The sequence below is a fragment of the Phenylobacterium sp. J426 genome (assembly GCF_024699945.1).
Lineage (GTDB): Bacteria > Pseudomonadota > Alphaproteobacteria > Caulobacterales > Caulobacteraceae > Phenylobacterium.
Genome location: NZ_JAJOMY010000001.1, coordinates 3041826 through 3064192, shown reverse-complemented (window position 1 = coordinate 3064192; position 22367 = coordinate 3041826). Strand labels below are relative to the sequence as shown.

The following is a 22367-nucleotide window of genomic DNA, read 5'->3' as shown; positions in this document are numbered from 1 at the left end:
GCCGCGAGGGCCGTCGCCGTCGGCGCGGCCGTCGCGGTGGGCGCCGCATGCGGGACGACTTCCGTCCGCACGATCCCTTCACCTGGGTCCGGCCCTGGGTCCCCTACGGCGACGACCCGTTCGTCTGGTATGACCCGGCCGAGGACCTGAAGGCCAACGCGGCCGCCAACGAGGCGGGCCCGCCGCGCCAGCCGGCCCCCGCCGCGGCCGCGCCCAGCGCCTCCAGATCGGCCGTCGCGGCCCCGGCGATCGCCTCGCCGAACGCCGGCGGCGTCGACGAGGAGATCTGGGTCGAACTGCCGGCCGAGGAGGAGAAGCCCAAGCGCGGACGGCGCTCGCGGGGGCGCGGTCGCGGCAAGGAGGCCGAGTTCGAGGCCGAGACGCCGGCGGCCGACGGCGTGGCCGAGGCTCCGGTGAGCAACGCGGCTGTCGAAGCCGCCGCCCCCGAGGCTCTGGTGGAGGCTGTCCCCGGGCAGGTCGACGCGCCTGCGCCGAAGAAGCCGCGCAGCCGCAGCCGCAAGGCCGCAGCTCCGGTCGAGGCCGAGGCCGTGGCGGCGCCCGTCGCCGCCGAGCCCGAGTCCAGCCCTGAACCCCTGCCCGAGTCCCGGCCTGAGTCGCGGCCCGAGCCGGAGCCGGAACCCGTTCCGGCGATGGCCGAGGCGGAGCCCGCGCCTGCTCCACGCGAGCCGGATCCGAACGAGATCTCGGGTCCGCCGCCGGCGCCGCGCAAAGGCTGGTGGCGGCGCGGCTGACGGGCGACTACATTCGAGCGGGGCTTATCGAGGGGCGGTCTGGAGAAGCTTAAGAGAATGGTCTCCCCCTGCCTCTTCGATGTTGGCCTCCTCGAGCTCGGCGCTGTCCAGATGGGCCCGCTCCATCTCGCGCGTCGCGCTGAGCCTGGTCCTGGCGACCGCGGTGGTCGCCGGGCCCGGGCCGGCGGCGGCGCAGGAGGGCATCTCCCTGATCCGGGACACCGAGATCGAGGAGACGCTGCTGAAGAACTCGCAGCCGATCCTGCAAGCCGCGGGGATCGATCCCCGGAACGTCGAAATCCTGCTGGTGGGCAGCAAGGAGCTGAACGCCTTCGCCGCGCCGCGGGTGATGGGGTTCAACACCGGCCTGATCCTCAGAATCGGACACGCCCAACGAGCTGCAGGGTGTCATCGCCCACGAAGTCGGCCACCTCACGGGCGGCCACAGCGCCCGGCGCGACGAGATGAACCGGGCGGGCATGCGGCCCTTCCTGCTGACCATGGGTCTCGGCGTGCTGGCGGCGCTCGCCGGCTCGCCCGAGGCCGCGGCCGGCCTGGCGGGCAGCGCCAGCTATTTCGGGACCCTGGGCGCCCTGGGATTCAGCCGCGAGCAGGAGGCCCGCGCTGACCAGGCGGGCGCCTCGCTGCTGGACAAGGCGGGCCTTTCGGGACGAGGGCTAGCCGAGTTCTTCGACAACTTCCGCTACCAGGAGGTGTTCGACGAGGCCCGGCGCTTCGCGTACTTTCGCAGCCACCCGATCTCGTCTGACCGCGTGGAGTCCCTGCGCCGGCGCGTCGCCGCCCTCCCCAACTACGACAAGGTCGACAGCCCCGAGGCGCTGGCCGAGCACGCGGTGATGAAGGCCAAGCTGGAAGGCTTCATCAATCCGCAGGTGGCGATCACCAAGTACAGTGAGGCCGACACCTCGTATCCGGCCCGCTACGCCCGGGCGATCGCCTACTACCAACTGAAGGAGCCCGATCGGGCGCTGAAGCTGATCGACGCCCTGCTCGAGGAGCAGCCGGAGAACCCGTACCTCTGGGAGCTCAAGGGCCAGATCCTGTTCGAATACGCCCGCACGCAGGAGGCCGAGGCCCCGCAGCGCCGCTCGGTGGCGCTGAAGCCGGAAGCGCCGCTGCTGCGCGTCAATCTGGGCCAGACGCTGATCGCCCTGGACGACAAGGCCAAGGTCGAGGAAGGCGTCGCCGAACTGCGCAAGGCGCTGACCCAGGAAGAGGACAATGCCGTGGCCTGGCGGCTGCTGGCCGAGGCCTACGACAAGCTGGGCCAGAACGGCATGGCGAGACTGGCGACCGCCGAATACAACTTCTGGATCGGCGACCGCCGGCAGGCGCGGGTGTTCGCCATGCGCGCCCGCGAGATGCTGGACAAGGGCCGTCCGGAGTGGCGGCGCGCCACCGACATCGTCCTGGCGTCCGAGCCGACGCGCGAGGACATGCGCGAACTGGCGCGCGAAGGCTCCACCACCCGTCGCTCGAACTGAGCGCCGCGAGACAACCCTCCAAGGCTTATGACCGTGATCGTGAAGACCGCCCACACTGCTGGCCTGGCGCTGAGCGCCGCCCTCGCCCTCTCGGGCTGCCAGAAGCAGAGCGACGAGGCGTTCGGCGAACGCGTGCGCGCCTACCTGCTGGCGAACCCCGAAGTGCTGCAGGAGGTGTCGGTCGCCCTGCAGCAGAAGCAACAGGCGGAGCTGGCCAAGGCGTCCACGGCGGCGCTCGCCAAGCACCGCGCGCAGCTGGAGCGCGATCCGCGCGACTTCGTGGCCAATCCGAACGGCTCGATCACGGTGGTGGAGTTCTTCGATTACAACTGCGCCTACTGCAAGATCGCGGCCCCCCGAGGTGGTGAAGCTGATCCGCGACAACCCGGACGTCCGCTTCGTCTTCAAGGAATTCGCGTTCCAGACCGAGGAATCGATCCTCGCCGGCCACATGGTGCTGACGCCGATCGCCAAGCCGAAGTCGCTGGAGCTGTACGGCGACCTGATGGCCGCCAAGCCGCTCAACGAGGCGGCGATCGACCGCATCTTCACGAAGCACGGCGTCGATCCGCAGGTCGCCCGGCAGCAGGCGCGCGATCCGGCCATCCGGCAGCATCTGCAGGACGTTCGCACCCTCGCCCAGGCGCTGCATATCGACGGGACGCCGGCCTTCGTGGTGGGCGACCGCGTGATCCCCGGCGCCGACATGGAGGCGCTGAAGGCCGCCATCACCCAGGCCAAGGGCGTGGGCCTGAAACGCCCATCGGGCAACCCGGCCTAAGTCCGAAACGGCGTCGCCTGACGGGCGGCGCGGCTTGGAGGATCCGCGCCGCCCGGCGAGCCCGCGTTGGCTTGGGACTTGCGCGGGCCGGCTCACGATCCCCTGCGGCCGCCGTTGAAGCGAGTACGAAACGGTTCGCGCAGCGTTACAGCCGTCGGTTACGGCTTGGGCGGCGTCTCCGTGAAGAACAGCGAGCCGGTCGCCAGCTGGTCGCGCACCGCCTCGGGCGTCAGCGTTGCGGAGCGGTCGAGCTCGGCGATCTCCTCGGGGACGTACCAGTGGAGCTTGTCCGTGTGGTAGGCCTCCCAGACCACCTTGGCGACCTCGACCGGCGGGATGGCGCGGAACATGCCTTCCTTCGGCGCGGCGTCCACGGCGCCCGGCGGCAGGATGGGCGTGTCGATCAAGCCCGGAAGCACGTCGGCGACGCGGATCCCCAGCGCCTTGAACTCGACGGACAACGCCTCGGTCAGGCCCTTCACCGCGTGCTTGGTGGCCGAGTAGACGGCGATGCCCGGCATGCCGAAGGTGGCCGACGACGACGAGGTGGTGAAGCACAGCGAGCCGGGCGTCGCCTTGAGCAGCGGCACGGCCTCGTAGATGCCGTTCAGCACGCCGATGAAGTTCACCTGCACGACGGCCAGGATCTCTTCGAACGGCTGCTGGTCGAATGGCCCGCCCCGGCCGATGCCGGCGTTGTTGAAGAGGATGTCGAGCCGTCCGCCGGCCGCCGGGCCGAAGTCGTCCAGCGCGGCCCGGAAGTCGGCCCGGTCGGTCACGTCGAGGCGGCGGATCAGGCAGTTCTCCGCGCCCAGCTCGTGCTGCAGGTCCTGCAGGCCGGCCTCGTTGAGGTCGTAGGCCCCGACGAACCACCCCTTCCCGGCGAACAGGCGCGCGGTCTCGCGCCCCATGCCCGACGCGGCCCCGGTGATGAAGATCGATCTGCGGACGTCCGCTTCTCTACCGGCCATCAGATGAGCCCCGCCATGGGGGAGGATGGATCGGCGTAGCTGCGTTTGGCCATGCGACCGGCGAGCCAGGCCTCGCGGCCGGCGATGACGGCATGCTTCATGGCCCGCGCCATGCGGATCGGGTCGCGCGCCTCGGCGATCGCAGTGTTCATGAGGACGGCGTCGCAGCCGATCTCCATGGCCAGCACGGCGTCGGACGCCGTGCCGACGCCCGCGTCGACCAGCACCGGCACGGTCGCCTGCTCGATGATCAGCCCGAGATTCAGGAAGTTCTGGATGCCCCGTCCCGACCCGATCGGGGCGGCGGCCGGCATGATGGCGGCGGCGCCGGCGTCCTCCAGCTTCTTGGCGTAAACCGGGTCATCCGAGCAGTAGACCATCACCTGGAAACCGTCGGCGACGAGCAGCTTCAGAGCGCGCAGGGTCTCCTCCATGTCGGGCAGCAGGTGCTTGGTCTGCGACAGCACCTCCAGCTTCACCAGGTCCCATCCGCCGGCCTCGCGCGCGAGCCGCAGGGTTCGGATGGCGTCCTCGCCGGTGAAGCAGCCCGCCGTGTTGGGGAGGAAGGTGAACCGGTCGGGCTTTACATAGTCCACCAGCATCGGCTGGTTCGGATCGGTCAGGTTCACTCGCCGCACCGCGACGGTCACGATCTCGGCGCCCGCGGCCTCGGCGGCGGCGGCGTTCTGGGCGTAGTCCTTGTACTTGCCTGTGCCGACGATCAGGCGCGAGCGGAAGGTGCGCCCGGCCACCGTCCAGATGTCGTCAGTCTGGGTCGAGCCGTCCACGTCAGCCGCCTCCGATAAAATGCACGATCTCGATCCGGTCGCCGTCGGAGAGCGCCGTCGCCGCATAGGCGGACTTCGGCACGATCTCCAGGTTCCGCTCCACGGCCACCTTACGCGCGTCGAGGCCGAGCGCCGCCACGAGCGCGGCCACATCAGGCACGCCCTGGAAGTTCCGGCTCTCTCCGTTCACGGTCAGTTGCATCAAACGCTCGGCGACTCCGCCCTCCCGTAGACATGGGGGGCCGGCTTGGGGGTTCGGCTTGCTTGTGGCCTCCGCCGCTGACCGTTACAAGGGCGCGGAATCGACGGCGGAGCCGAATGTCGAAACCGATCTATGTGCTGAGCGGGCCGAACCTCAACCTCCTGGGGACCCGCGAGCCGGAGATTTACGGTCATCACACCCTGGAAGACGTCCGCCGCCTCTGCGAGGCGCGCGCGAAGTCCCTGGGCCGTGAGGTCGTGTTCCGTCAATCCAACTACGAAGGCGAGCTGGTCGACTGGATCCAGGAGGCGCGCGAGGCCGCCTGCGCCCTGGTGCTCAATCCCGCCGCCTACGGCCACACCTCCATCGCCATCCTGGACGCCCTGAAGATGCTCAGCATCCCGGTGGTGGAGTGTCATCTGTCGAACCCGGCCGCCCGCGAGGCGTTCCGCCGTGAGACCTATGTTTCGCTCGCCGCCACCGGGGTCGTCTCCGGCTTCGGAGCGTCGAGCTACGCGTTGGCCGTCGAGGCCGCCGCGGGCCTGGCCCGCTGATTTCCCGACAAGTCTCTAGAGAAGAAAAAGGGTCGTTCCATGGCTAGCAGTCCGAAGGCGCCCGCCGATCCGTTCGACGCCCGCCTGGTGCGCAAACTGGCCGACATTCTGACCGAGACCGGTCTGTCGGAAATCGAGGTCGAGCAGGGCGAGCTGAAGATCCGCGTGGCGAAGACGCTGACGGCGACCGCCGTGCACGTCGCGGCCCCTGCCCCGGTCGCCCATGCGGCCCCGGCGGCGGCGCCCGTCCCGGCGGCGGCGGAGGCTCCGGCCGCCGCGCCGGCCCGCGCCAAGGGCGACGAGGTGAAGTCGCCGATGGTGGGTACCGTCTATCTGCAGCCGAACCCCGGCTCGGACCCCTTCGTGAAGGTCGGCGACACCGTGCAGGCCGGCCAGACCCTGTTCATCGTGGAAGCGATGAAGACCATGAACCCGATCCCGGCGCCGAAGGGCGGCAAGGTCGTGCAGATCCTGGTCGAGGACGCGCAGCCGGTGGAGTTCGGCGAACCGCTCGCGATCATCGAGTAGAGCGATGTTCGACAAGATCCTGATCGCCAATCGCGGCGAGATCGCCCTTCGCGTTCACCGGGCGTGCAAGGAGATGGGCATCTCCACCGTCGCCGTGCACTCGGAAGCCGACGCCGGCGCCATGTGGGTGCGGCTGGCCGACGAAAGCGTCTGCATCGGGCCGGCGCCGGCGGCGAAGAGCTACCTGAACATCCCCTCGATCATCGCCGCGGCCGAGATCACCGGCGCCCAGGCGATCCATCCAGGCTACGGCTTCCTGTCCGAGAACGCCCGCTTCGCCGAGATCGTCGAGGCGCACGGCTTCACGTTCATCGGGCCGAAGTCCGAGCACATCAAGCTGATGGGCGACAAGATCACCGCCAAGCAGGCGGTGAAGGAGGCCGGGATCCCCGTCGTGCCCGGCTCGGACGGCGCGGTCACGACCGAGGAAGAGGCCATCGCCGCGGCGAAGGACATCGGCTTCCCGGTGCTGATCAAGGCGGCGGCCGGCGGCGGCGGACGCGGCATGAAGGTGGCTCAGACCGAGGACGACCTGATCGAGGCCGTGCAGACGGCGCGCTCCGAGGCCAAGGCGGCGTTCGGCGACGACGCCGTCTATATGGAGCGCTACCTCCAGACCCCGCGGCACATCGAGCTGCAGGTGGTGGCCGACAGCCATGGCAATGTCGTGCACCTGGGCGAGCGGGACTGCTCGCTGCAGCGCCGCCACCAGAAGGTTCTCGAAGAGGCCCCCTCGCCCGTCATCGACGCGGCCGCCCGGGCCAGGATCGGCAAGGTGGTTGTCGATGCCGTGCGCGCCATCGGCTACCTGGGCGTGGGCACCATCGAGTTCCTGTACGAGAACGGCGAGTTCTTCTTCATCGAGATGAACACGCGCCTGCAGGTGGAACATCCCGTCACCGAGGCCATCACCGGCATCGACCTGGTACGAGAGCAGATCCGCATCGCCGCCGGCCTGCCGCTGTCGTTCCGGCAAGAGGACGTGGTCTTCGAGGGCCATGCCATCGAGTGCCGCATCAACGCCGAGAACCCGAAGACCTTCACGCCTTCGCCTGGCCTGGTTTCGGATTTCCACGCGCCGGGGGGCTGGGCGTGCGGATGGATAGCGCACTCTACGCCGGCTATTCGATCCCGCCCTACTACGACAGCCTGGTGGGCAAGCTCATCGTGCACGGTCGCGACCGGGAGGAGTGCATCGCGCGCCTCTGCCGCTGTCTGGGCGAGGTCGTCGTCGGCGGGATCGACACCAATATCCCGCTCTTCCAGGAACTGCTGGTGCAGCCGGACATCCTGCGCGGCGACTACAACATCCACTGGCTGGAACGCTGGATGAAGGCGCAGGCGGAGGCTCAGGGCTAAGGTCGGCCGATGGCCGAGTTCGAGGCTCGCGACCTGCTGGACTGCTACGCGCGCGGCGTCTTCCCGATGGCCGACGCGCGGGAGGACGCGCGGGTCTTCCTGATCGACCCGGAGCGGCGGGGGGTGATCCCTCTGGACGCCTTCCACGCACCGAGGCGGCTGGCCCGCACGGTGCGGGCCGAGCCGTTCGAGATCCGCATCGACACCGCCTTCCATCAGGTGGTTCTGGCCTGCGCCGCGTCGGGCCCAGGGCGGACGGAGACGTGGATCAACCGCCCCATCGAGTCGCTGTACCTGAACCTCCACACGCATGGCTTCGCCCACAGCGTCGAGTGCTGGCGGGACGACGAGCTGGTGGGCGGCCTCTACGGGGTGTCTCTGCAGGGCGCGTTCTTCGGAGAAAGCATGTTCTCGCGGGCGCGGGACGCCTCGAAGGTGGCCCTGGTCCATCTGGTCGCGCGGCTGATCGCCGGCGGCTACATCCTGCTGGACGCACAGTTCATGACGGAGCACCTGGCCCAGTTCGGCGCGACCGAGATCGCGCGGCTGGAATACCACCGCCGCCTTGGGCGGGCGCTGGCCGCCGAAGCCGACTTCTACCGCTGGGGCGCCGACGGAGCCCCGGCGACGGGCGCGGCGGCCCTGCAGCTGATCACCCAGGCGTCGTAGGTGGCGTGCTCCAGGGCGTGGAGCCCGGGGGACGAGGCGTACATCCAGCCCTTGAAGGCCTGCCGCGGCGGCGGCGTGGGGCGCCCGGGCTGCGGCCGCGGCTGGGAATCGATGGTCAGATAGACGATCGAGTCCTCGACCGGCTCGTCAGGCGCCGAGCGCTCGCACGCACGCACGGTGAAGATCAGGCCTTTCCAGCGCACCGGGCGGCCCACCGGCGCCTCGAACTTCAGGGTTTCGGCCGTGACCTTGTCCAGCGCCTGGATCACCGCCACGTCGTAGCGCGCGCGTCGGGTCGGGGCCTCGGCCGGCTTCTCCGCCACCTGAGCCTTCGGCGCCGGCGCGGGCTCCGCCTCCTGGGTCTCCACCGGCGGCGGCGCCAGGGGCTCCGGCGTCGGGATGGCGAGGGCCCGCGGCTCCTCCCCGCCGGGCGGCGCGGCTTCCTGTGGCAGGTTGGTCGGCGGCGGTATGGGCTGGGCCGCGACGAGACCGCCCGCCAGCACGGCGCCCGCCGCGACGGCGGAAACCGTGCGCTTGAGGATGGCGGACGCGGCGGGGCGGCGGGCCACGGCTATTCGGGCTTCCACGCCTCGTAGTCCCCGGTCGCGCGCTGGCGTTCGCCGCCGCGGGCCAGCGAGCCCTTCGGCCGATAGGCATGGATGGTGCCCGAGAGGTTCGGCCGGTGCTCCTTCTCCCACCCCTTGCGCGGCAGCGGGGCGGTCGTGGGCGGCTCGGCGAAGGTGTGGTGCAGCCAGCCGTGCCAATCCGGCGGGACCTTGGAGGCCTCGGCGTAGCCGTTGAAGATCACCCAACGGCGCTTGTGCTTGGCGTCGTAGCTGTCGGAGGCGTCGCGCGCCTCGTAGTACTTGTTGCCGTAGTCGTCCTGGCCGACGAACACGCCGCGACGGGCGATGGTGAAGCGGACGCCGGCGGTGGCGCCGTTCCACCAGGTGAAGATGGTCTTCAGGACAGACACTTAAGGGCTCTCAGCGGGCTCTCGGGGCTCGAAACGCGCGCGGACTATAGGCGGGCGCCCCATGAGCGTCCAGCGCTCGCGCCACCCTTCCGCGAAAGCAATATGTTGGGGATGAGCGGGCGCAGACACCCAACATCTATTGGCGCGCCGCGACTCGCCGGCCTAGGCTTCCCGACAGGGGAGTCGCTCATGGGCCGTGACGCGCCGCGCGTGGGAATAGAGGGCCGCATCGTGGAGAGGCCCGACGGGCTGGTCGAGGTGGACGCGCCCGCCCACTGGACCGATGCCCGCGTCGAAGCCTGGCTGGACTGGGCCGGCGGCCGCGTCGATCTCGCCGCCGCCATCGTCGAATATTCGGAAGCCCTGACGGCGCGCGCCCAGGCGAAGGGCCTGGTGAAGGATCTCCGCGCGCGGCGCCGGTTCCGCGAAGGGCTGACCGAGGCGCTGCTGTTGGGCGCGGTGGCCATCGTGGATGGGACGCGGCGGACGCTCCGGGTGATCGACGCCGCCGCTCCGGACTTCGTCCCCGCGCTGCAGGCGCTCGAGGCGGCCCACCGGGGGCGGGAGGCGGCCCAGGCCGCGGCCGAGCGGCTGTCGGCGCGGCTGCAGGCCGTGATGGACGCCATCCTGCGCTGTGAGGGCGACGCAGAGGCCTGCGCGGATCCGACCCGCAACAGCAGCCTGGCGCGCGCGGCCGAAGCCGCCCGCGCCGCCGGCGCCTCCGACGCCGCCATCCTGGACGCCGTGGCGCTGGCCCGTAGCGGCGAGAGCCTGTGGCCCGCGCCGCCGTCCAACATCGCGCCCACGGGGCCGGACCTGATCTGCCGCATCGGCGACGCCGATCCGCCGGAGATGCGAGCCCTCGCCCGCGCCGCCTGGACGACCGGCGCGGTGATCGCGGTCCGCGAACGCGCCGATGGCGAGGCGTTGGCGGGCTTGGCCGCCTGGCCGCGGGGCGGAGTCGACCTGATGGCCTTCTTCGGCGAGGCCGGCTTCGACTGGGACGCCTTCGAGGGCGCCGTCCACTTGGCGGCCGTGGCGCTGGCGGCCACCGACGAGCCGGGGCTGCTGGGCCTCGCCGGCCTCGGCGACTGGCTGGTCGCGCGGGGCCAGGACTACGGCAGCGACGAGGGCCGCGCCGCAGCGCACGACCTCTACGCCGCCGCAAGGCGGGTGATCGGCGAGGCTGGCGTCGAATGCCGCTTAGGCGCCTTCGACGATCCGGAACTGGCGCTGCGCCTGGGCGGGCGGCTGGACGCCGCTCCTTGGAACGGCCCGGTCACGCTCGCCGAGACGGCCGAAGGCGAGATCTTGCGCGTGCTCTCCGACGCGGCGCTACGCGGGCTGGATGCGCTCGCCCTCGATCGCGCCGCTGCGGAGGCGGTGCTGCTGGGCCGCCGCAGCCTGGGCGAGGCGCCCGGCGTGAACGTCCAGTCCCTGGCGGCGCGCGGGTTCTCCGAGCACGAGATCGCCGCCGCCGAGGCCGAGCTGCCGTTCGTCGCGCGTCTCGCCGAGGCGTTCGCCCCCCGCATCCTGGGCGACGGGTTCCTCCGCGACGTGTTGGGCGCGACGCCGGAGCAGCTGACCGATCCCGCCCTGGACGTGCTGGCGCTGGCCGGATTCGCCTGCGACGACGCCCTCGCCGCCGAGACCTACGCTCTGGGCGCCGACACCCTGACCGGAAGCGGCGTCGGGACCGAGGCGCAACAGCGCCATCTGCGACCGGCGGCCGAACTGAGCGTCGCGGCCAAGGTCGAGATGCTCAGCGTCCTTCGGCCAGCGCTCGATGCGCCGCCGGTCGTCGAAACCGCCCTCCCCTGGCGCGCGACACCCGCCGACTTCCAGGCCGCGCTCTCGGCGAGCCGCCTGCCCCTGCGTCTGCGTCGCGAGGCCGCGCCGGCCGACGCCGTCCTGGAGCTTCCCAGCGTCGCAGACCTGCCCGAGCGGCGGGAGCCGCCACCGCAGGCCGCCGGAGCGCCGGAAGAGCGCATCGTCGAGCGGATCGTCGAGCGCGACCGCACACGCCGCAAACTGCCCGACCGCCGCAAGGGCTACATCCAGAAGGCCTCAGTGGGCGGCCACAAGGTCTATATCCATACGGGCGAGTACGACGACGGCGAGCTGGGCGAGATCTTCATCGACATGCACAAGGAAGGCGCCGCCTTCCGAAGCCTGATGAACAACTTCGCCATCGCGATCTCTATCGGGCTGCAGTACGGCGTGCCGCTGGAGGAGTTCGTGGACGCCTTCGTCTTCACCCGGTTCGAGCCCGCCGGACCGGTCACCGGCAACGACACGGTGAAGTCGGCGACCTCGATCCTCGACTATATCTTCCGCGAGCTGGGGATCAGCTATCTGGGCCGCTCGGACCTGGCTAGCGAGGACCCGGGCGCGCTGAACGCCGATGGCCTTGGCAACGGCAAGGCCGATGCCGGCCATGACTCCGCGGGCGACGCCGAGCCCGCGCCGCAGCCGGCCTCGCGCTTCATCTCGCGTGGGTTCTCGCGCGGATCGACCCCCGACAACCTCGTCTTCCTGCCGACCGCGAACCGCAATCCGGGGCCTGCGGTGCTGGAAGCGGCGGAGGTGTGCGCCGCCTGCGGCGACATCGCCGTGGTGCGGAAGGGCCAGGCCATGATCTGCGAGACATGCGGCGCACGCGCGGGCCGCTTCGGCGAGGACCAGACGGGCTAAGTTCCTCAAAGTTACAGCGATTTAAGTGGCGCCGAGGGGCGGCCCGGAGCACAGGTGGGGCTCAAGACCATGAGGATGGCCTGAAGTGACCCAGCGTTCCGCCCGCCTGAAAATCGCCGCCGCCGCCTTCCTGGCGGCGAGCGCGCTGGCCGGGCAAGCTCTTGCATTCGGCGACAAGGAAGTGGCCCGCCGCACCTCGTTCGGCGGCAGCTGCGTGAAGTGCGAACTGTCCGGCCGCAACCTGGCCGGCGCTCACATCATCGGAGCCAATTTCTCGGGCGCAGCGCTCGTCGGCGCGAACCTGCGTGACGCGCGGTTCCAGGCCTCCTCCTTTGAGGGGGCCGATCTGTCTCGCGCCGACCTTACCGACGCGGGAATGAGCGGCGCGAACTTCTCGAACGCCAACCTCTCCAGCGCCCGGCTTCGGGCGGCGGAGGCGCACGGCGTGCACTTCGGCTCGGCCAACCTGACCAAGGCCGACTTCACGGACGCCGACGCCACGGGCGCGATGTTCCAGAAGGCGGTGATGGTCGGCGTGGTGCTGCGCAGCGCCGAGCTGCGCGGCGGCATGTTCGACTCGGCGGACCTGACCAAGGCGGTGTTGACCGACGCCAACGCCGCCGGCGCCAATTTCAGCCGGGCCACGCTGCGGGGCGCCAGCTTCCGATCGGCCTCGCTCAAGGCGGCCAACCTGCAGAAGGTCGACGCCACCGGCGCGGTGTTCCAGGACGCCGACCTGACGGCGGCCATGCTGTCCCACGGCCGCTTCGACAAGGCGTCCTTCCGTTCGGCCGAGCTGCGGGGGGCCTCGATGAGCCACGCCAGCTTCGACGGCGCCGACTTCCGCGACGCGAACCTGCGGCGGGCGATGATCGGGGGCGCCGACCTCTCGGGCGCCCGGGGGCTGACCCAGGAGCAGGTGGACGAGGCCTGCGCCGACTCGCGGACCAGGCTGCCGGCCGGACTCACCGGAAAGGGCTGTCAGGGCGTGCGCGTCATCGTGAAGCCGCCGCGGCCGCCTGCGCCGCCCGCCCCGCCATCATCGCCGGAGGGGCCGCGCTACATCATCACCCTCGGCCCGAGCGACTAGGGCGCCGCCCCGGTCCACGAAGGCCGCGGGGCCAGGGCGACTAGGCCTTGATCGGCGGCGCGAGCCGGATGTGCAGCTCCTTGAGCTGCTTCTCGGTCACCTCGGACGGCGCCTTCATCAGCAGATCCTCGCCCTGCTGGTTCAGCGGGAAGGCGATGACCTCGCGGATCGCCGTCTGGCCGGCCAGCAGCATCACGATCCGGTCGATGCCGGGCGCCAGGCCGCCGTGCGGCGGCGCGCCATGGCGGAAGGCGTTCAGCATGCCGCCGAACTGCTCCTCGACGACTTCCGGTCCGTAGCCGGCCGTCGCGAAGGCCTTGATCATGATCTCGGGCAGGTGGTTCCGGATCGCGCCCGAGCACAGCTCATAGCCGTTGCAGACGATGTCGTACTGGTAGGCCAGGATATCCAGCGGATCCTTGGTGTTCAGCGCTTCCAGTTCGCCCTGCGGCATCGAGAACGGGTTGTGCGAGAAGTCGACCCGCTTCTCGTCCTCGTTCCACTCGAACATCGGGAAGTCGACGATCCAGACGAACTCGAACTTGCCCTCGTCGATGAGGTTCAGGTCCGTGCCCACCTTGGTCCGGGCCGAGCCTGCGAACTTGTAGAAGACCTTCGGGTCGCCGGCGACGAAGAAGGCGGCGTCGCCCGCGCCCAGGCCGAGCTGGCCCATGACGGCGGCGGTCTTCTCCGGCCCCAGGTTCTTGGCGATCGGACCGCCCCAGCCGCCCTGGTCCTCGGACCAGAAGATATAGCCCAGGCCCGGCTGGCCCTCGCCCTGCGCCCAGCTGTTCATGCGGTCGCAGAAGGCGCGGCTGCCGCCCTTGGGGGCGGGAATGGCCCACACCGCGTTCTTGGCGTCTTCCAGAATGCGGGCGAACAGACCGAAGCCGCCGCCCCGGAAGTGGTCGGAGACCTCCTGCATCACCAGCGGATTGCGCATATCCGGCTTGTCGGTGCCGTACTTGCTGATCGCCTCGCGATAGGGGATTCGCGGGAAAGGATAAGGTGTGACCGGCTTGCCCTCGCCGAACTCCTCGAAGACTCCGTGCATGACGGGCTCGATGGCGGCGAAGACGTCTTCCTGCGTCACGAAGCTCATCTCGACGTCGAGCTGGTAGAATTCGAGGCTGCGGTCGGCGCGGAGGTCCTCGTCGCGGAAGCAGGGCGCGATCTGGAAGTAGCGGTCGAAGCCGGCGACCATCAAGAGCTGCTTGAACTGCTGCGGCGCCTGCGGCAGCGCGTAGAACTTCGACGGATGCAGGCGCGACGGCACCAGGAAGTCGCGCGCGCCCTCCGGCGAGGAGGCCGTCAGGATCGGCGTCTGATACTCGAGGAAGCCCTGGGCGATCATCCGGTTGCGGATCGACTGGATGACCTTCGAGCGCAGGACGATGTTCTTGTGCAGTGTCTCGCGGCGCAGATCGAGGAAGCGGTTCTTCAGCCGGATCTCTTCCGGGTATTCGGGCTCGCCGAAGACCGGCAGCGGCAGCTCGGCGGCTTCCGACAGGATCTCGACGTTGCTCACCTGCACCTCGACCTCGCCGGTCGGAAGGTTGGCGTTCACCGTCTCGGCTGAACGCGCGACGACCTTTCCCTCGATCCGGATCACGCTCTCGGCGCGCAGGTGCTCGACGAGGTTGAAGCCGGGCGTGGACGGGCCGACCACCAGCTGCGTCAGGCCGTAGTGGTCGCGCAGGTCGATGAAGATCAGGCCGCCGTGGTCGCGCTTGCGGTGAAGCCAGCCGGACAGGCGGACCTGCGAGCCGGTGTCGGAAGCGCGGAGTTGGCCGCAGGTGTGGGTGCGGTAAAGGTGCATGAAAAGTGGCTGAAATCGGCTGATTTGCGAGGCGCGGAAGGGCGCATGCGCATCTTCGCTTGTCAAGGACGGCGGACCCGGCTGCGACCTTGACTTGAACGCCCGGCGTCGCCTCAACTCCGCGCCGGGAAAGTTCGGGGGACCCGAGTGTCACAGATTCTGAAGGCCGCGCTGGCGGCCAGCCTGGCGGCGAGCCTCGCCGCCTGCGCCACCACGGCGGAGGAATCGCCGAAAGCCGTGGCGTCGAGCAGCAAGCCGCTGCCCCGGGGTCTGGAAGCCTCGGGCGAGGCCTTCGCCAGCACCTATCGCCCCCTGCCCGGCCGCGCCACGGCCCTGGTCGGCGCCACCGTCCTCACCGGCACGGGCGCGCAGATCGAGAACGGCATGGTGCTGGTGCGGGACGGCAGGATCGAGTCGGTCGGCCCCGCTGCCGCCCCGCCCGCCGGCTACGAGGTGGTGGACGCCCGCGGCCGCTGGGTGACGCCCGGCGTCATCGACGCCCACTCACACCTTGGCGTCTATCCCTCCCCCGTCCGTGCCCGCACACTCCGACGGCAACGAGATCACCGACCCGAACACCGCCCAGGTCTGGGCCGAGCACTCGGTCTGGCCGCAGGATCCGGGCTTCAACCTGGCCCGAGCGGGCGGCGTCACGACCGTCCACATCCTGCCGGGCTCGGCCAACCTGTTCGGCGGCCGCGGGGTCACGCTCCGCAACGTGCCCGCCCGGACGACCCAGGCGATGAAGTTCCCTGGCGCGCCGCACAGTCTGAAGATGGCCTGCGGCGAGAACCCCAAGCGCGTCTATGGCGGCCGCAACCGGTCGCCCTCGACCCGGATGGGCAATGTGGCGGGCTACCGCGCCGCGTGGATCAACGCCGCCGAGTACGCCCGCAAGTGGGACGCCTACCACGCAAAGTCGGAAACCGGCGACAAGGCCGACCCGCCGAAGCGTGACCTGCAGCTCGACACGCTCGCGGGGTGCTGCGCGGCGAAATCCTGGTCCAGAACCACTGCTACCGGGCCGACGAGATGGCCCAGATGATCGATGTGGCGACCGAGTTCGGCTACAGGATCACCTCGTTCCATCACACGACCGAGGGTTACAAGATCGCCGACGTGCTGGCGCAGAAGGACATCTGCGCCGCCACCTGGGCCAATTGGTGGGGCGGCAAGCTGGAGCAGTTCGACGGCATCGAGGCGAACGCCGCCCTGATCCACGCCGCCGGCGCCTGCGCCATCATCCATTCCGACGATCCGGACCTGATCCAGCGACTGAACCAGGAGGCCGCCGAGGCTCTCGCCGCCGGCCGCGCCGCGGGCCTGCAGATCAGCGAGGCCGAAGCGATCAAGTGGATCACGGCGAACCCGGCCAAGGCGATCGGCATCCTGAAGGAGACCGGCACGCTGGAGCCCGGCAAGCGCGCCGACGTGGTGCTGTGGGACAAGAACCCCTTCTCCGTCTATGCGCGGGCTGAACGCGTATGGATCGACGGGGCGGTGACCTACGACCGGACGAACCCGGCCTACCAGGCCAAGTCGGACTTCGAGCTCGGCCTGGGGGGCCTGCGATGAAACGTACCCTGACCGCCGTCGCGGCCCTCTGCGTCGCGTTCGCCGGGCCGGCCGGCGCGGCCACCTACGCCATCACCAACGCCCGGGTTCTGACCGCCGGGCCGGCCGGCGAGATCGCCTCGGGAACGGTGGTGGTCCGAGACGGCAAGATCGTCGCCGTCGGCCCCAATGTGCCGACGCCGGCGGGCGCCGAGGTGGTCGACGCAAAGGGCGGGATCGTGACCCCCGGCTTCGTCGCCGCAAACAGCCTGCTGGGCGCCGTGGAGATCGGGGCCCTCGGCTCCGACGCCAGCGTCAACAACCCTGAGCTCAGCGCCGCCTTTGATGTGCAGTACGCGCTCAACCCCGACAGCTTCGTCATCCCGGTGGCCCGGCTGGGCGGAATCACCAGCGCCGTGGTGACGCCGAGGCCGGCGACCCGGGGCAGCGACAACGATGACGGCCACAGCCACGACGGCGCCGAGGATCTGACGGCCGGCGGCGGGGCCTCGGAGCACACCCACGGCCTGTTCTCGGGCCAGGCGGCGGTGATCCAGTTGGCGGAGGACGGCGAACCGCTGGTCCGCGCCAAGGTGGCGATGGTGGCGCCGTTCGGCGACCGCGGGGCGAACCTGTCGGGCGGCGCGCGGGGGGCGCAGATCGTGCTCCTGAAGACCGTGTTGCAGGACGTCCGGGCCTATCGGGCGAACCGGGCAGCCTACGAGCGGGCTGGCTACCGCGACCTGGCGCTGTCGAAAGCCGACCTCGAGGCGCTGATCCCGGTCGTCGAGGGCAGGATGCCGTTGATCGCGGTCGCCAACCGCGCCTCGGACATCCGGGCCGTGCTCAAGCTGGCCCGGGAGGAGAAGCTGAAGGTCATCCTGTCGGGGGCGACCGAGGGCTGGCGGGTGGCGGCCGAGATCGCCGCCGCCGGCGTGCCGGTGATCCTCAATCCGATCCAGAACCGCCCGGCCAGCTTCGAGAGCCTGGGCGCCAGCCTGGAGAACGCCGCCCGGCTGAACGCCGCCGGCGTCAGCGTCATCATCGAGGGCCAGGGCGGAGCCCACCGGGCCCATGAGACCCGCTACAACGCCGGCAACGCGGTGGCTTACGGCCTGCCCTACGAGGCGGCGCTGAAGGCGGTGACCATCAACCCGGCCCGCGCCTTCGGCGTGGCGAACCGGCTGGGTTCGCTGGAGCCAGGGAAGGACGCCGACCTGGTGGTCTGGTCGGGCGATCCCTTCGAGCCCCTGTCGCGGCCGCAACTGATCCTGATCCGCGGCGAGCCCCAACCCCTGACCTCGCGCCAGTACGAGCTGCGCGACCGGTACAAGGACCTGAACCGGCCCCTGCCGCCGGCGTATTCGAAGTAAGTCAGAACTGATCCCTCCTCTTCAGGGGAGGATGGCCGCGAAGCGGCCGGGTGGGGGGACCACGACCGGGCTCGGCGCCGGATCGAGAGACCCCCACCCTGCTCGCCTCCGGCGAGCTGTCCCTCCCCTGAAGAGGAGGGACGGAAACCTCACTTCTCCGGGTTCACCAGCGCCTGATAGGTGAGCGTGCGGGCCGCGGCGCCGAGGTCGTCGCCGCCGGAGCCGCCAAGGCGCTGGATCATGCCGACGAAGATGATGTCGTTGGTCGGGTCGACCCAGAACCAGGTGCCGGCCGCGCCGCCCCAGCTCATGCTGCCCTTGCCTTCCAGGGTGCCGGCGGCACGCGGGTCGTTGACCACCATGAAGTCCATGCCGAAGCCCACCGCCTCATTGAAGCGCGAGCCGGTGGTGCCGTTGGACGAGACCAGGACATCGTTGGGGATGACGTTCGTGCCCATCAGTTCGACCGAGGCCGGCGACAGGATGCGGACGCCGTCGAGCTCACCCTTGTTGGCGATCATCTGGGCGAAGCGGGCATAGTCCATGGTGGTCGACACCAGGCCGCCGCCGCCGCTCTCCCACGCCGGCGGCTGGAGGTAGGTCGGCATGTCGCCGCCGAAGAGCTGCTTGGCCTCCTCGACCTTCTGGGTGTCGCGGTTGAAGTAGTAGACCGGCGCCAGGCGGCCCGCCTTCGCGGCGGGCACGTAGAAGGCCGTGTCGTTCATCCGTAGCGGCTTGAAGATGCGGCTTTCCATGAACTGGCCGAGCGTCTGGCCGGTCAGCTTCTCGACGATGTAGCCTTGGATGTCGACCGAGCTGGAGTAGCGCCAGTTGGTCCCCGGCTGGAACACCAGCGGGATCTGCGCCGTGCGCTCGATCATGGCCTTGGTGGAGGGCGCGCCCAGCACCTCCTTCTCGCGGTACAGCTTGTCGATGGGGTGGTCGTCCTGCAGGCCGTAGCCGAAGCCGGCCGTGTGGCTCATGATCTCCCGCATGGTCGGCGGGCGGCGCATGTCCTCGAGCGTCACATTGCCGTTGCCGTCGATGCTCTTGACCACCTTCAGGTTCTTGAACTCGGGCACGTAGCGGGTGACCGGGTCGTCGAGGCGCCAGCGGCCCTCCTCGAACAGGATCATCATCGCCACGCCGGTGACCGGCTTGGTCATCGAATAGATGCGGAAGATGGTGTCGGGGGGTCATCGGCGGGCCGCCGTAGCTCTTCGCGCCATAGGTCTTGAACGACACGACCTTGCCGTGGCGGGCGAGGAAGGTGGTCATGCCCGGCACGCGCCCGTCGGCCACCACCTTGGCCATGTAGGCGTCGAGGCGGGCCAGCCGCTGGCTGTCGAAGCCGACTGCCTCGGGCGCGACGGTCTGGGTGAGCTCCAGCGCCGGCGCCTTCCTCGCGGCCTGGGCGAAGCCCGACGCAGGGCTCACGGCCAGGGCGATGGCGGCCGCGATGGCCATTGGGGCCGCGGCGCGGCGGCGGGTCATGATCATGGAAGCTCCCCCTCGAACATTCGGTTTGTTTGCGGCGACCCTAGACGGTCGGCTTCGTTCCGCACAACAGCTAGGCTGAGGTCATGAAACAACTCCTGATCGTCTGGCATTCGCGCACCGGCGCCTCGCAAGCCCTGGCCGAGGCGGCGGCGGAGGGAGCGCGGGCCGAGGCCGAGGTGGTGGTGCGGCGGGCGGCGGAGGCGAGCGCGGACGACCTGCTCTCCGCCGATGGCTATCTCTTCGCCGGTCCCGAGAACCTGGCGGCGCTGTCCGGCGAGATGAAGGAGTTCTTCGACCGCACCTACTACGCCGTGCTGGAGCGGCTGAACGGCCGCCCCTATGGCTGCGTGATCGCCGCCGGCAGCGACGGACGCAACGCCGCGCGCCAGCTCGCCCGGATCGCGACCGGCTGGCGTCTGAAGGCCGTGGCCGAGCCCCTCATCGTCTGCACCCACGCCCAGACCGCCGAGGCGATCGCGGCGCCGAAGATGCTGAAGCCCGCCGACCTCTCGGCCGCCCGCGACCTTGGCCAGGGATTGGCGGCCGGCCTCGCCATGGGCGTCTTCTGACGGAAGATGGCGCAGCCCTCCGGATCGCTGGGCGCCGAAAATGTTCGCACCACGACGGGGCCGGCAGAGATACCGCTCACATCTTCGAGAGGCCGAACGGATCGTCGCGGCGCCGTCGTGGAGCGGGCGTACGGTCGCGCGCGGCAGGAGAAACCCCTGCCCTCCCGCAAGCTCGAAGGAGGCCTGCAATGCCCTATGTGACCGCGAAGGACGGAGCCCAGATCTTCTACAAGGACTGGGGTCGCAAGGATGGGCAGCCCATCGTGTTCAGCCATGGCTGGCCGCTCACCGCCGACGACTGGGACGCGCAGATGATGTTCTTCGCCGACCACGGCTACCGCGCCGTAGCCCACGACCGCCGGGGCCACGGCCGCTCGACCCAGACTTGGGACGGCAACGAGATGGACGCCTACGCCGACGACCTGCGCGCGGTGGTCGAGGCATTGGACCTGAAGGACGCCATCCATGTGGGCCACTCGACCGGCGGCGGCGAGGTCGCCCGCTACCTTGGCCGCCATGGGACAGACCGCGCGGCGCGCGCCGTCCTGATCGGCGCCGTGCCGCCCGTGATGGTGAAGAAGGAAAGCAACCCCGACGGTCTCCCGCTGGAGGTGTTCGGCGGCTTCCGCGCCAGCACGCTCGCCGACCGCGCCCAGTTCTTCAAGGAGATCCCGGCGGGGCCGTTCTACGGCTTCAACCGGCCCGGTGCGAAGGTCAGCCAGGGGCTGATCGACAAATGGTGGCTGCAGGGGATGATGGGCGGCGTGAAGGGCCACTACGACTGCATCAAGGCCTTCTCCGAGACGGACTTCACCGACGATCTTAAGAAGATCGACGTGCCGGTGCTGATCCTTCACGGGGACGACGACCAGATCGTGCCGATCCACGACTCGGCGCTGAAGGCGATCAAGCTGGTGAAGCACGGCACGTTGAAGGTCTATGCCGGCCTGCCGCACGGCATGGCCTCCACGCACGCTGAGATCATCAACCACGACATCCTGGCCTGGCTCGACGGAACCCTGGCGGGCGACCCCGTGGCTGGCGAGGCGCTGGAGCCCGCGGAATAGGCGGGCCTGATGCTGGCGAGGGCGGCGAGCGCCAGGCGCAAACACCGCAGCGGCTTGCCAAGCCAGACCGGGCGTAGAAGCATCACGGCATGCGCCTGCTGCACGTCGCCGTCCTCGCTCTCCTCGCAGGCTACGCGCCGGGCGCGGTCGCCGCGCAAGACGGGCAGGACACGGTCGTCGAGGCCCTGGTGGTCACGGCGGCGAAGCCCAATCCGGCATGGTGGGAGGTGCGGGACGGCGAGTCCGTCGTCTGGATTCTCGGCGGTCCCATGGGGCCGCTGCCGAAGTCGGTGCAGTGGAATGCGACGCCGCTGGAGCAGAGGATCGGCGGCGCCAAGACCCTCATCCTGCCATCGGGAGCCTCCGTCGGTCTCGGCGACGCCTTCTCGCTGCTCAGGCTGCGGGGCGAGCTGAAGCAGAAGACCCCGCTGGAGCAGTCGGTCCCGCCCGAACTCGCCGCGCGCTTCGCCGTCGCCCGCACGGCCCTGGGCAAACCGGCGTCACGCTACGACGGATGGACGCCGGTATGGGCGGGACGGCTCCTGCGCAACGACTACTACGACCACTGGAAGCTGGACGGCGGCCAGGCGCCCGAGCGGACGGCGCGCGACCTCGCGCGGCGCGGGCGGGTGAAAGTCGAGCATGTCACCCACCGCTTCGTGCCGGTCCTGAAGTCCGCCGCCCGCGAGATGCGTGAGGAGGAGAAGGTGGCGCAGTGCCTGGAGGGCAACCTCGAAAATGTGGAGACGCCGCCCGAACGCTATCGCGCCGCGGCCGAGGCGTGGGCTCGCGGCGACGTGCGGCGGGCGCTCGACGTCCCGAAGGGCGGCGACATCTGCCGCGAGCTGTTCATGGACGCCTTCGTCGCCGCCAGCGTGATGGACCAGGTCGAAGCGATCAGCGAGGCCCTGAAGACCCCCGGCGCCTCGGTCGCCGTTGTCCCGCTGCGCCAGTTGCTCCTGCGGGACGGCGTCCTCGAGCAGCTCGCCCGCCGCGGCTACGAGATTACCGATCCATCCGAGCTGGTGGACTAGCGGCGCGCACGGGTTCGACGACGAAGAACTGTGCGTGCGACCCAGGTTCTGGCGGCGCCCGCGCGATGATCGCCTCGACCTTCCGGGCCACCTCGTCGAGGCTCGCAGCCAGACGGTTGACTTGCGAAAGCATGGTGGCGGCTTCCGGTGCGTAACGGCTGATCAGGTACTCACGGGTGTCCGCGAGCGTACGTAGATGTGCATCGGTTTTGAGGCGCAGCTTTAGGCCGCCCTGGGCGGCGAGGTCCGCCCGAGCCGCCAGATCGTGCTGCAGGCCCCGCACGCGGGCGTGCCTGTGGCCGATGTGCAATAACAGTGCGCTCAAATAGAGCTCGATCGCATGGATCGCGATCAGTCTGTACGGCGCCAGAGATAACCGCTCGCCGGGTCGCCCGAGCTTCCGTGTCGCCTGTGCGGCGGCGCGATACTCGACCGCAAGCCTGAGAAGCTCGGCGGAGGTGGTCAGTTCACCCGGGTACTGTTGGGCGTCGGACTGAGGCATGGCGGCATTAGAACAGATCCTGGTTACCCGTTGACTTCACTCCGAAAGCCGGACCGGCGCCGATTGCTGGTCGTTCCTTG

Annotated in this window: 19 protein-coding genes and 4 pseudogenes; 15 read left to right on the top strand and 8 right to left on the bottom strand. The window is 70.0% G+C overall.

Annotated elements, in window-relative coordinates:
• Positions 1-47: 47 nt before the first annotated feature.
• The 4 genes and pseudogenes from LRS10_RS24525 to LRS10_RS16145 all read left to right on the top strand — a co-directional run bounded on the left by LRS10_RS24525 (position 48) and on the right by LRS10_RS16145 (position 3038).
• The gene (locus tag LRS10_RS24525) at positions 48-752 is read left to right on the top strand and encodes a hypothetical protein (RefSeq protein ID WP_308237971.1); all 705 of its coding nucleotides are present in this window, start codon (positions 48-50) and stop codon (positions 750-752) included.
• A 79-nt stretch (positions 753-831) separates the two neighbouring features.
• Positions 832-2257 (top strand): annotated as a pseudogene (locus LRS10_RS16155) (M48 family metalloprotease).
• Positions 2258-2284: 27 nt separating this feature from the next.
• Positions 2285-2422: pseudogene (locus LRS10_RS16150) on the top strand (DsbA family protein); the annotation flags it as partial.
• A 199-nt stretch (positions 2423-2621) separates the two neighbouring features.
• Positions 2622-3038, top strand: a complete 417-nt coding sequence (locus LRS10_RS16145) for a DsbA family protein (protein ID WP_257838166.1) — start codon at positions 2622-2624, stop codon at positions 3036-3038.
• A 158-nt stretch (positions 3039-3196) separates the two neighbouring features.
• Here the strand turns inward: LRS10_RS16145 and LRS10_RS16140 are convergent, their stop codons facing one another.
• Genes LRS10_RS16140 through thiS form a run of 3 tightly spaced genes read right to left on the bottom strand, consistent with a single transcriptional unit; the run spans position 3197 to position 4999 of the window.
• Positions 3197-4009 (bottom strand): SDR family oxidoreductase, encoded by an 813-nt coding sequence (locus tag LRS10_RS16140; protein WP_257838165.1) that lies wholly within the window; start codon positions 4007-4009, stop codon positions 3197-3199.
• On the bottom strand, positions 4009-4797 hold the full coding sequence (locus LRS10_RS16135; protein WP_374570133.1) for a thiazole synthase: 789 nt from the start codon (positions 4795-4797) through the stop codon (positions 4009-4011). The genes LRS10_RS16140 and LRS10_RS16135 overlap by 1 nt, the downstream gene beginning before the upstream one ends.
• Before the next feature lies 1 nt (position 4798).
• Positions 4799-4999 (bottom strand): sulfur carrier protein ThiS, encoded by a 201-nt coding sequence (gene thiS / locus LRS10_RS16130; RefSeq protein ID WP_257838164.1) that lies wholly within the window; start codon positions 4997-4999, stop codon positions 4799-4801.
• Positions 5000-5115: 116 nt separating this feature from the next.
• On the opposite strand from thiS, the gene aroQ reads away from it, so the two are divergent.
• The 4 genes and pseudogenes from aroQ to aat all read left to right on the top strand — a co-directional run bounded on the left by aroQ (position 5116) and on the right by aat (position 8109).
• Positions 5116-5553, top strand: coding sequence for a type II 3-dehydroquinate dehydratase (gene aroQ / locus LRS10_RS16125; RefSeq protein ID WP_257838163.1), 438 nt, complete (start codon positions 5116-5118; stop codon positions 5551-5553).
• 39 nt (positions 5554-5592) lie between these two features.
• A complete protein-coding gene (accB, locus tag LRS10_RS16120; RefSeq protein ID WP_257838162.1) occupies positions 5593-6081 on the top strand; it encodes an acetyl-CoA carboxylase biotin carboxyl carrier protein in 489 nt (162 codons plus the stop codon).
• A 4-nt stretch (positions 6082-6085) separates the two neighbouring features.
• A pseudogene (gene accC, locus LRS10_RS16115) lies at positions 6086-7440 on the top strand (acetyl-CoA carboxylase biotin carboxylase subunit).
• Positions 7441-7449: 9 nt separating this feature from the next.
• Complete coding sequence (gene aat / locus LRS10_RS16110) at positions 7450-8109, top strand: leucyl/phenylalanyl-tRNA--protein transferase (RefSeq protein ID WP_257838161.1); 660 nt, start codon at positions 7450-7452, stop codon at positions 8107-8109.
• Here aat and LRS10_RS16105 read toward each other — a convergent pair.
• Together LRS10_RS16105 and LRS10_RS16100 are read right to left on the bottom strand one after the other, a co-directional pair.
• On the bottom strand, positions 8037-8678 hold the full coding sequence (locus LRS10_RS16105; RefSeq protein WP_257838160.1) for a DUF2155 domain-containing protein: 642 nt from the start codon (positions 8676-8678) through the stop codon (positions 8037-8039). The two genes, aat and LRS10_RS16105, sit on opposite strands and share 73 nt — an antisense overlap.
• Before the next feature lie 2 nt (positions 8679-8680).
• Positions 8681-9085 carry an NADH:ubiquinone oxidoreductase subunit NDUFA12 gene (locus LRS10_RS16100; protein WP_257838159.1) on the bottom strand — a complete coding sequence of 135 codons (405 nt, stop codon included), beginning with the start codon at positions 9083-9085 and terminating at the stop codon, positions 8681-8683.
• A 189-nt stretch (positions 9086-9274) separates the two neighbouring features.
• On the opposite strand from LRS10_RS16100, the gene LRS10_RS16095 reads away from it, so the two are divergent.
• Positions 9275-11779, top strand: a complete 2505-nt coding sequence (locus LRS10_RS16095; RefSeq protein ID WP_257838158.1) for a ribonucleotide reductase — start codon at positions 9275-9277, stop codon at positions 11777-11779.
• 85 nt (positions 11780-11864) lie between these two features.
• Positions 11865-12869: a pentapeptide repeat-containing protein gene (locus tag LRS10_RS16090; protein WP_257838157.1), complete on the top strand. Its 1005-nt coding sequence runs from the start codon at positions 11865-11867 to the stop codon at positions 12867-12869.
• A gap of 40 nt (positions 12870-12909) precedes the next feature.
• On the opposite strand, the gene aspS is transcribed toward LRS10_RS16090, so the two are convergent.
• Entirely contained in the window at positions 12910-14688 is a 1779-nt protein-coding gene (aspS, locus tag LRS10_RS16085; RefSeq protein WP_257838156.1) for an aspartate--tRNA ligase, read from the bottom strand.
• 258 nt (positions 14689-14946) lie between these two features.
• Here aspS and LRS10_RS16080 point away from each other — a divergent pair.
• Positions 14947-16263, top strand: a pseudogene (locus LRS10_RS16080) (amidohydrolase).
• Positions 16260-17615 (top strand): amidohydrolase family protein, encoded by a 1356-nt coding sequence (locus tag LRS10_RS16075; protein ID WP_257838155.1) that lies wholly within the window; start codon positions 16260-16262, stop codon positions 17613-17615. The pseudogene LRS10_RS16080 and the gene LRS10_RS16075 overlap by 4 nt, the downstream one beginning before the upstream one ends.
• Positions 17616-17764: 149 nt before the next feature.
• Here the strand turns inward: LRS10_RS16075 and LRS10_RS16070 are convergent, their stop codons facing one another.
• Entirely contained in the window at positions 17765-18781 is a 1017-nt protein-coding gene (locus LRS10_RS16070) for a serine hydrolase (RefSeq protein WP_257838154.1), read from the bottom strand.
• A gap of 417 nt (positions 18782-19198) precedes the next feature.
• On the opposite strand from LRS10_RS16070, the gene LRS10_RS16065 reads away from it, so the two are divergent.
• The 3 genes from LRS10_RS16065 (at position 19199) to LRS10_RS16055 (ending at position 21785) form a co-directional block, all read left to right on the top strand.
• Positions 19199-19684, top strand: a complete 486-nt coding sequence (locus LRS10_RS16065) for a flavodoxin family protein (RefSeq protein ID WP_257838153.1) — start codon at positions 19199-19201, stop codon at positions 19682-19684.
• A 188-nt stretch (positions 19685-19872) separates the two neighbouring features.
• Positions 19873-20751 (top strand): alpha/beta fold hydrolase, encoded by an 879-nt coding sequence (locus LRS10_RS16060; RefSeq protein ID WP_257838152.1) that lies wholly within the window; start codon positions 19873-19875, stop codon positions 20749-20751.
• Positions 20752-20840: 89 nt separating this feature from the next.
• Entirely contained in the window at positions 20841-21785 is a 945-nt protein-coding gene (locus tag LRS10_RS16055; RefSeq protein ID WP_257838151.1) for a TraB/GumN family protein, read from the top strand.
• Here LRS10_RS16055 and LRS10_RS16050 read toward each other — a convergent pair.
• The gene (locus LRS10_RS16050; RefSeq protein WP_257838150.1) at positions 21757-22287 is read right to left on the bottom strand and encodes a hypothetical protein; all 531 of its coding nucleotides are present in this window, start codon (positions 22285-22287) and stop codon (positions 21757-21759) included. The two genes, LRS10_RS16055 and LRS10_RS16050, sit on opposite strands and share 29 nt — an antisense overlap.
• Positions 22288-22367 lie beyond the last annotated feature (80 nt).

Bases quoted from the DNA above. Each gene is read 5' to 3' on its own strand.
- thiS (WP_257838164.1), bottom strand. From the start codon at position 4,999: ATGCAACTGACCGTGAACGGAGAGAGCCGGAACTTCCAGGGCGTGCCT.
- LRS10_RS16075 (WP_257838155.1), top strand. From the start codon at position 16,260: ATGAAACGTACCCTGACCGCCGTCGCGGCCCTCTGCGTCGCGTTCGCC.
- aspS (WP_257838156.1), bottom strand. From the start codon at position 14,688: ATGCACCTTTACCGCACCCACACCTGCGGCCAACTCCGCGCTTCCGAC.
- LRS10_RS16060 (WP_257838152.1), top strand. From the start codon at position 19,873: ATGCCCTATGTGACCGCGAAGGACGGAGCCCAGATCTTCTACAAGGAC.
- LRS10_RS16065 (WP_257838153.1), top strand. From the start codon at position 19,199: ATGAAACAACTCCTGATCGTCTGGCATTCGCGCACCGGCGCCTCGCAA.
- LRS10_RS24525 (WP_308237971.1), top strand. From the start codon at position 48: ATGCGGGACGACTTCCGTCCGCACGATCCCTTCACCTGGGTCCGGCCC.
- LRS10_RS16140 (WP_257838165.1), bottom strand. From the start codon at position 4,009: ATGGCCGGTAGAGAAGCGGACGTCCGCAGATCGATCTTCATCACCGGG.
- aat (WP_257838161.1), top strand. From the start codon at position 7,450: ATGGCCGAGTTCGAGGCTCGCGACCTGCTGGACTGCTACGCGCGCGGC.
- LRS10_RS16055 (WP_257838151.1), top strand. From the start codon at position 20,841: ATGCGCCTGCTGCACGTCGCCGTCCTCGCTCTCCTCGCAGGCTACGCG.
- accB (WP_257838162.1), top strand. From the start codon at position 5,593: ATGGCTAGCAGTCCGAAGGCGCCCGCCGATCCGTTCGACGCCCGCCTG.
- aroQ (WP_257838163.1), top strand. From the start codon at position 5,116: ATGTCGAAACCGATCTATGTGCTGAGCGGGCCGAACCTCAACCTCCTG.
- LRS10_RS16050 (WP_257838150.1), bottom strand. From the start codon at position 22,287: ATGCCTCAGTCCGACGCCCAACAGTACCCGGGTGAACTGACCACCTCC.
- LRS10_RS16070 (WP_257838154.1), bottom strand. From the start codon at position 18,781: ATGACCAAGCCGGTCACCGGCGTGGCGATGATGATCCTGTTCGAGGAG.
- LRS10_RS16095 (WP_257838158.1), top strand. From the start codon at position 9,275: ATGGGCCGTGACGCGCCGCGCGTGGGAATAGAGGGCCGCATCGTGGAG.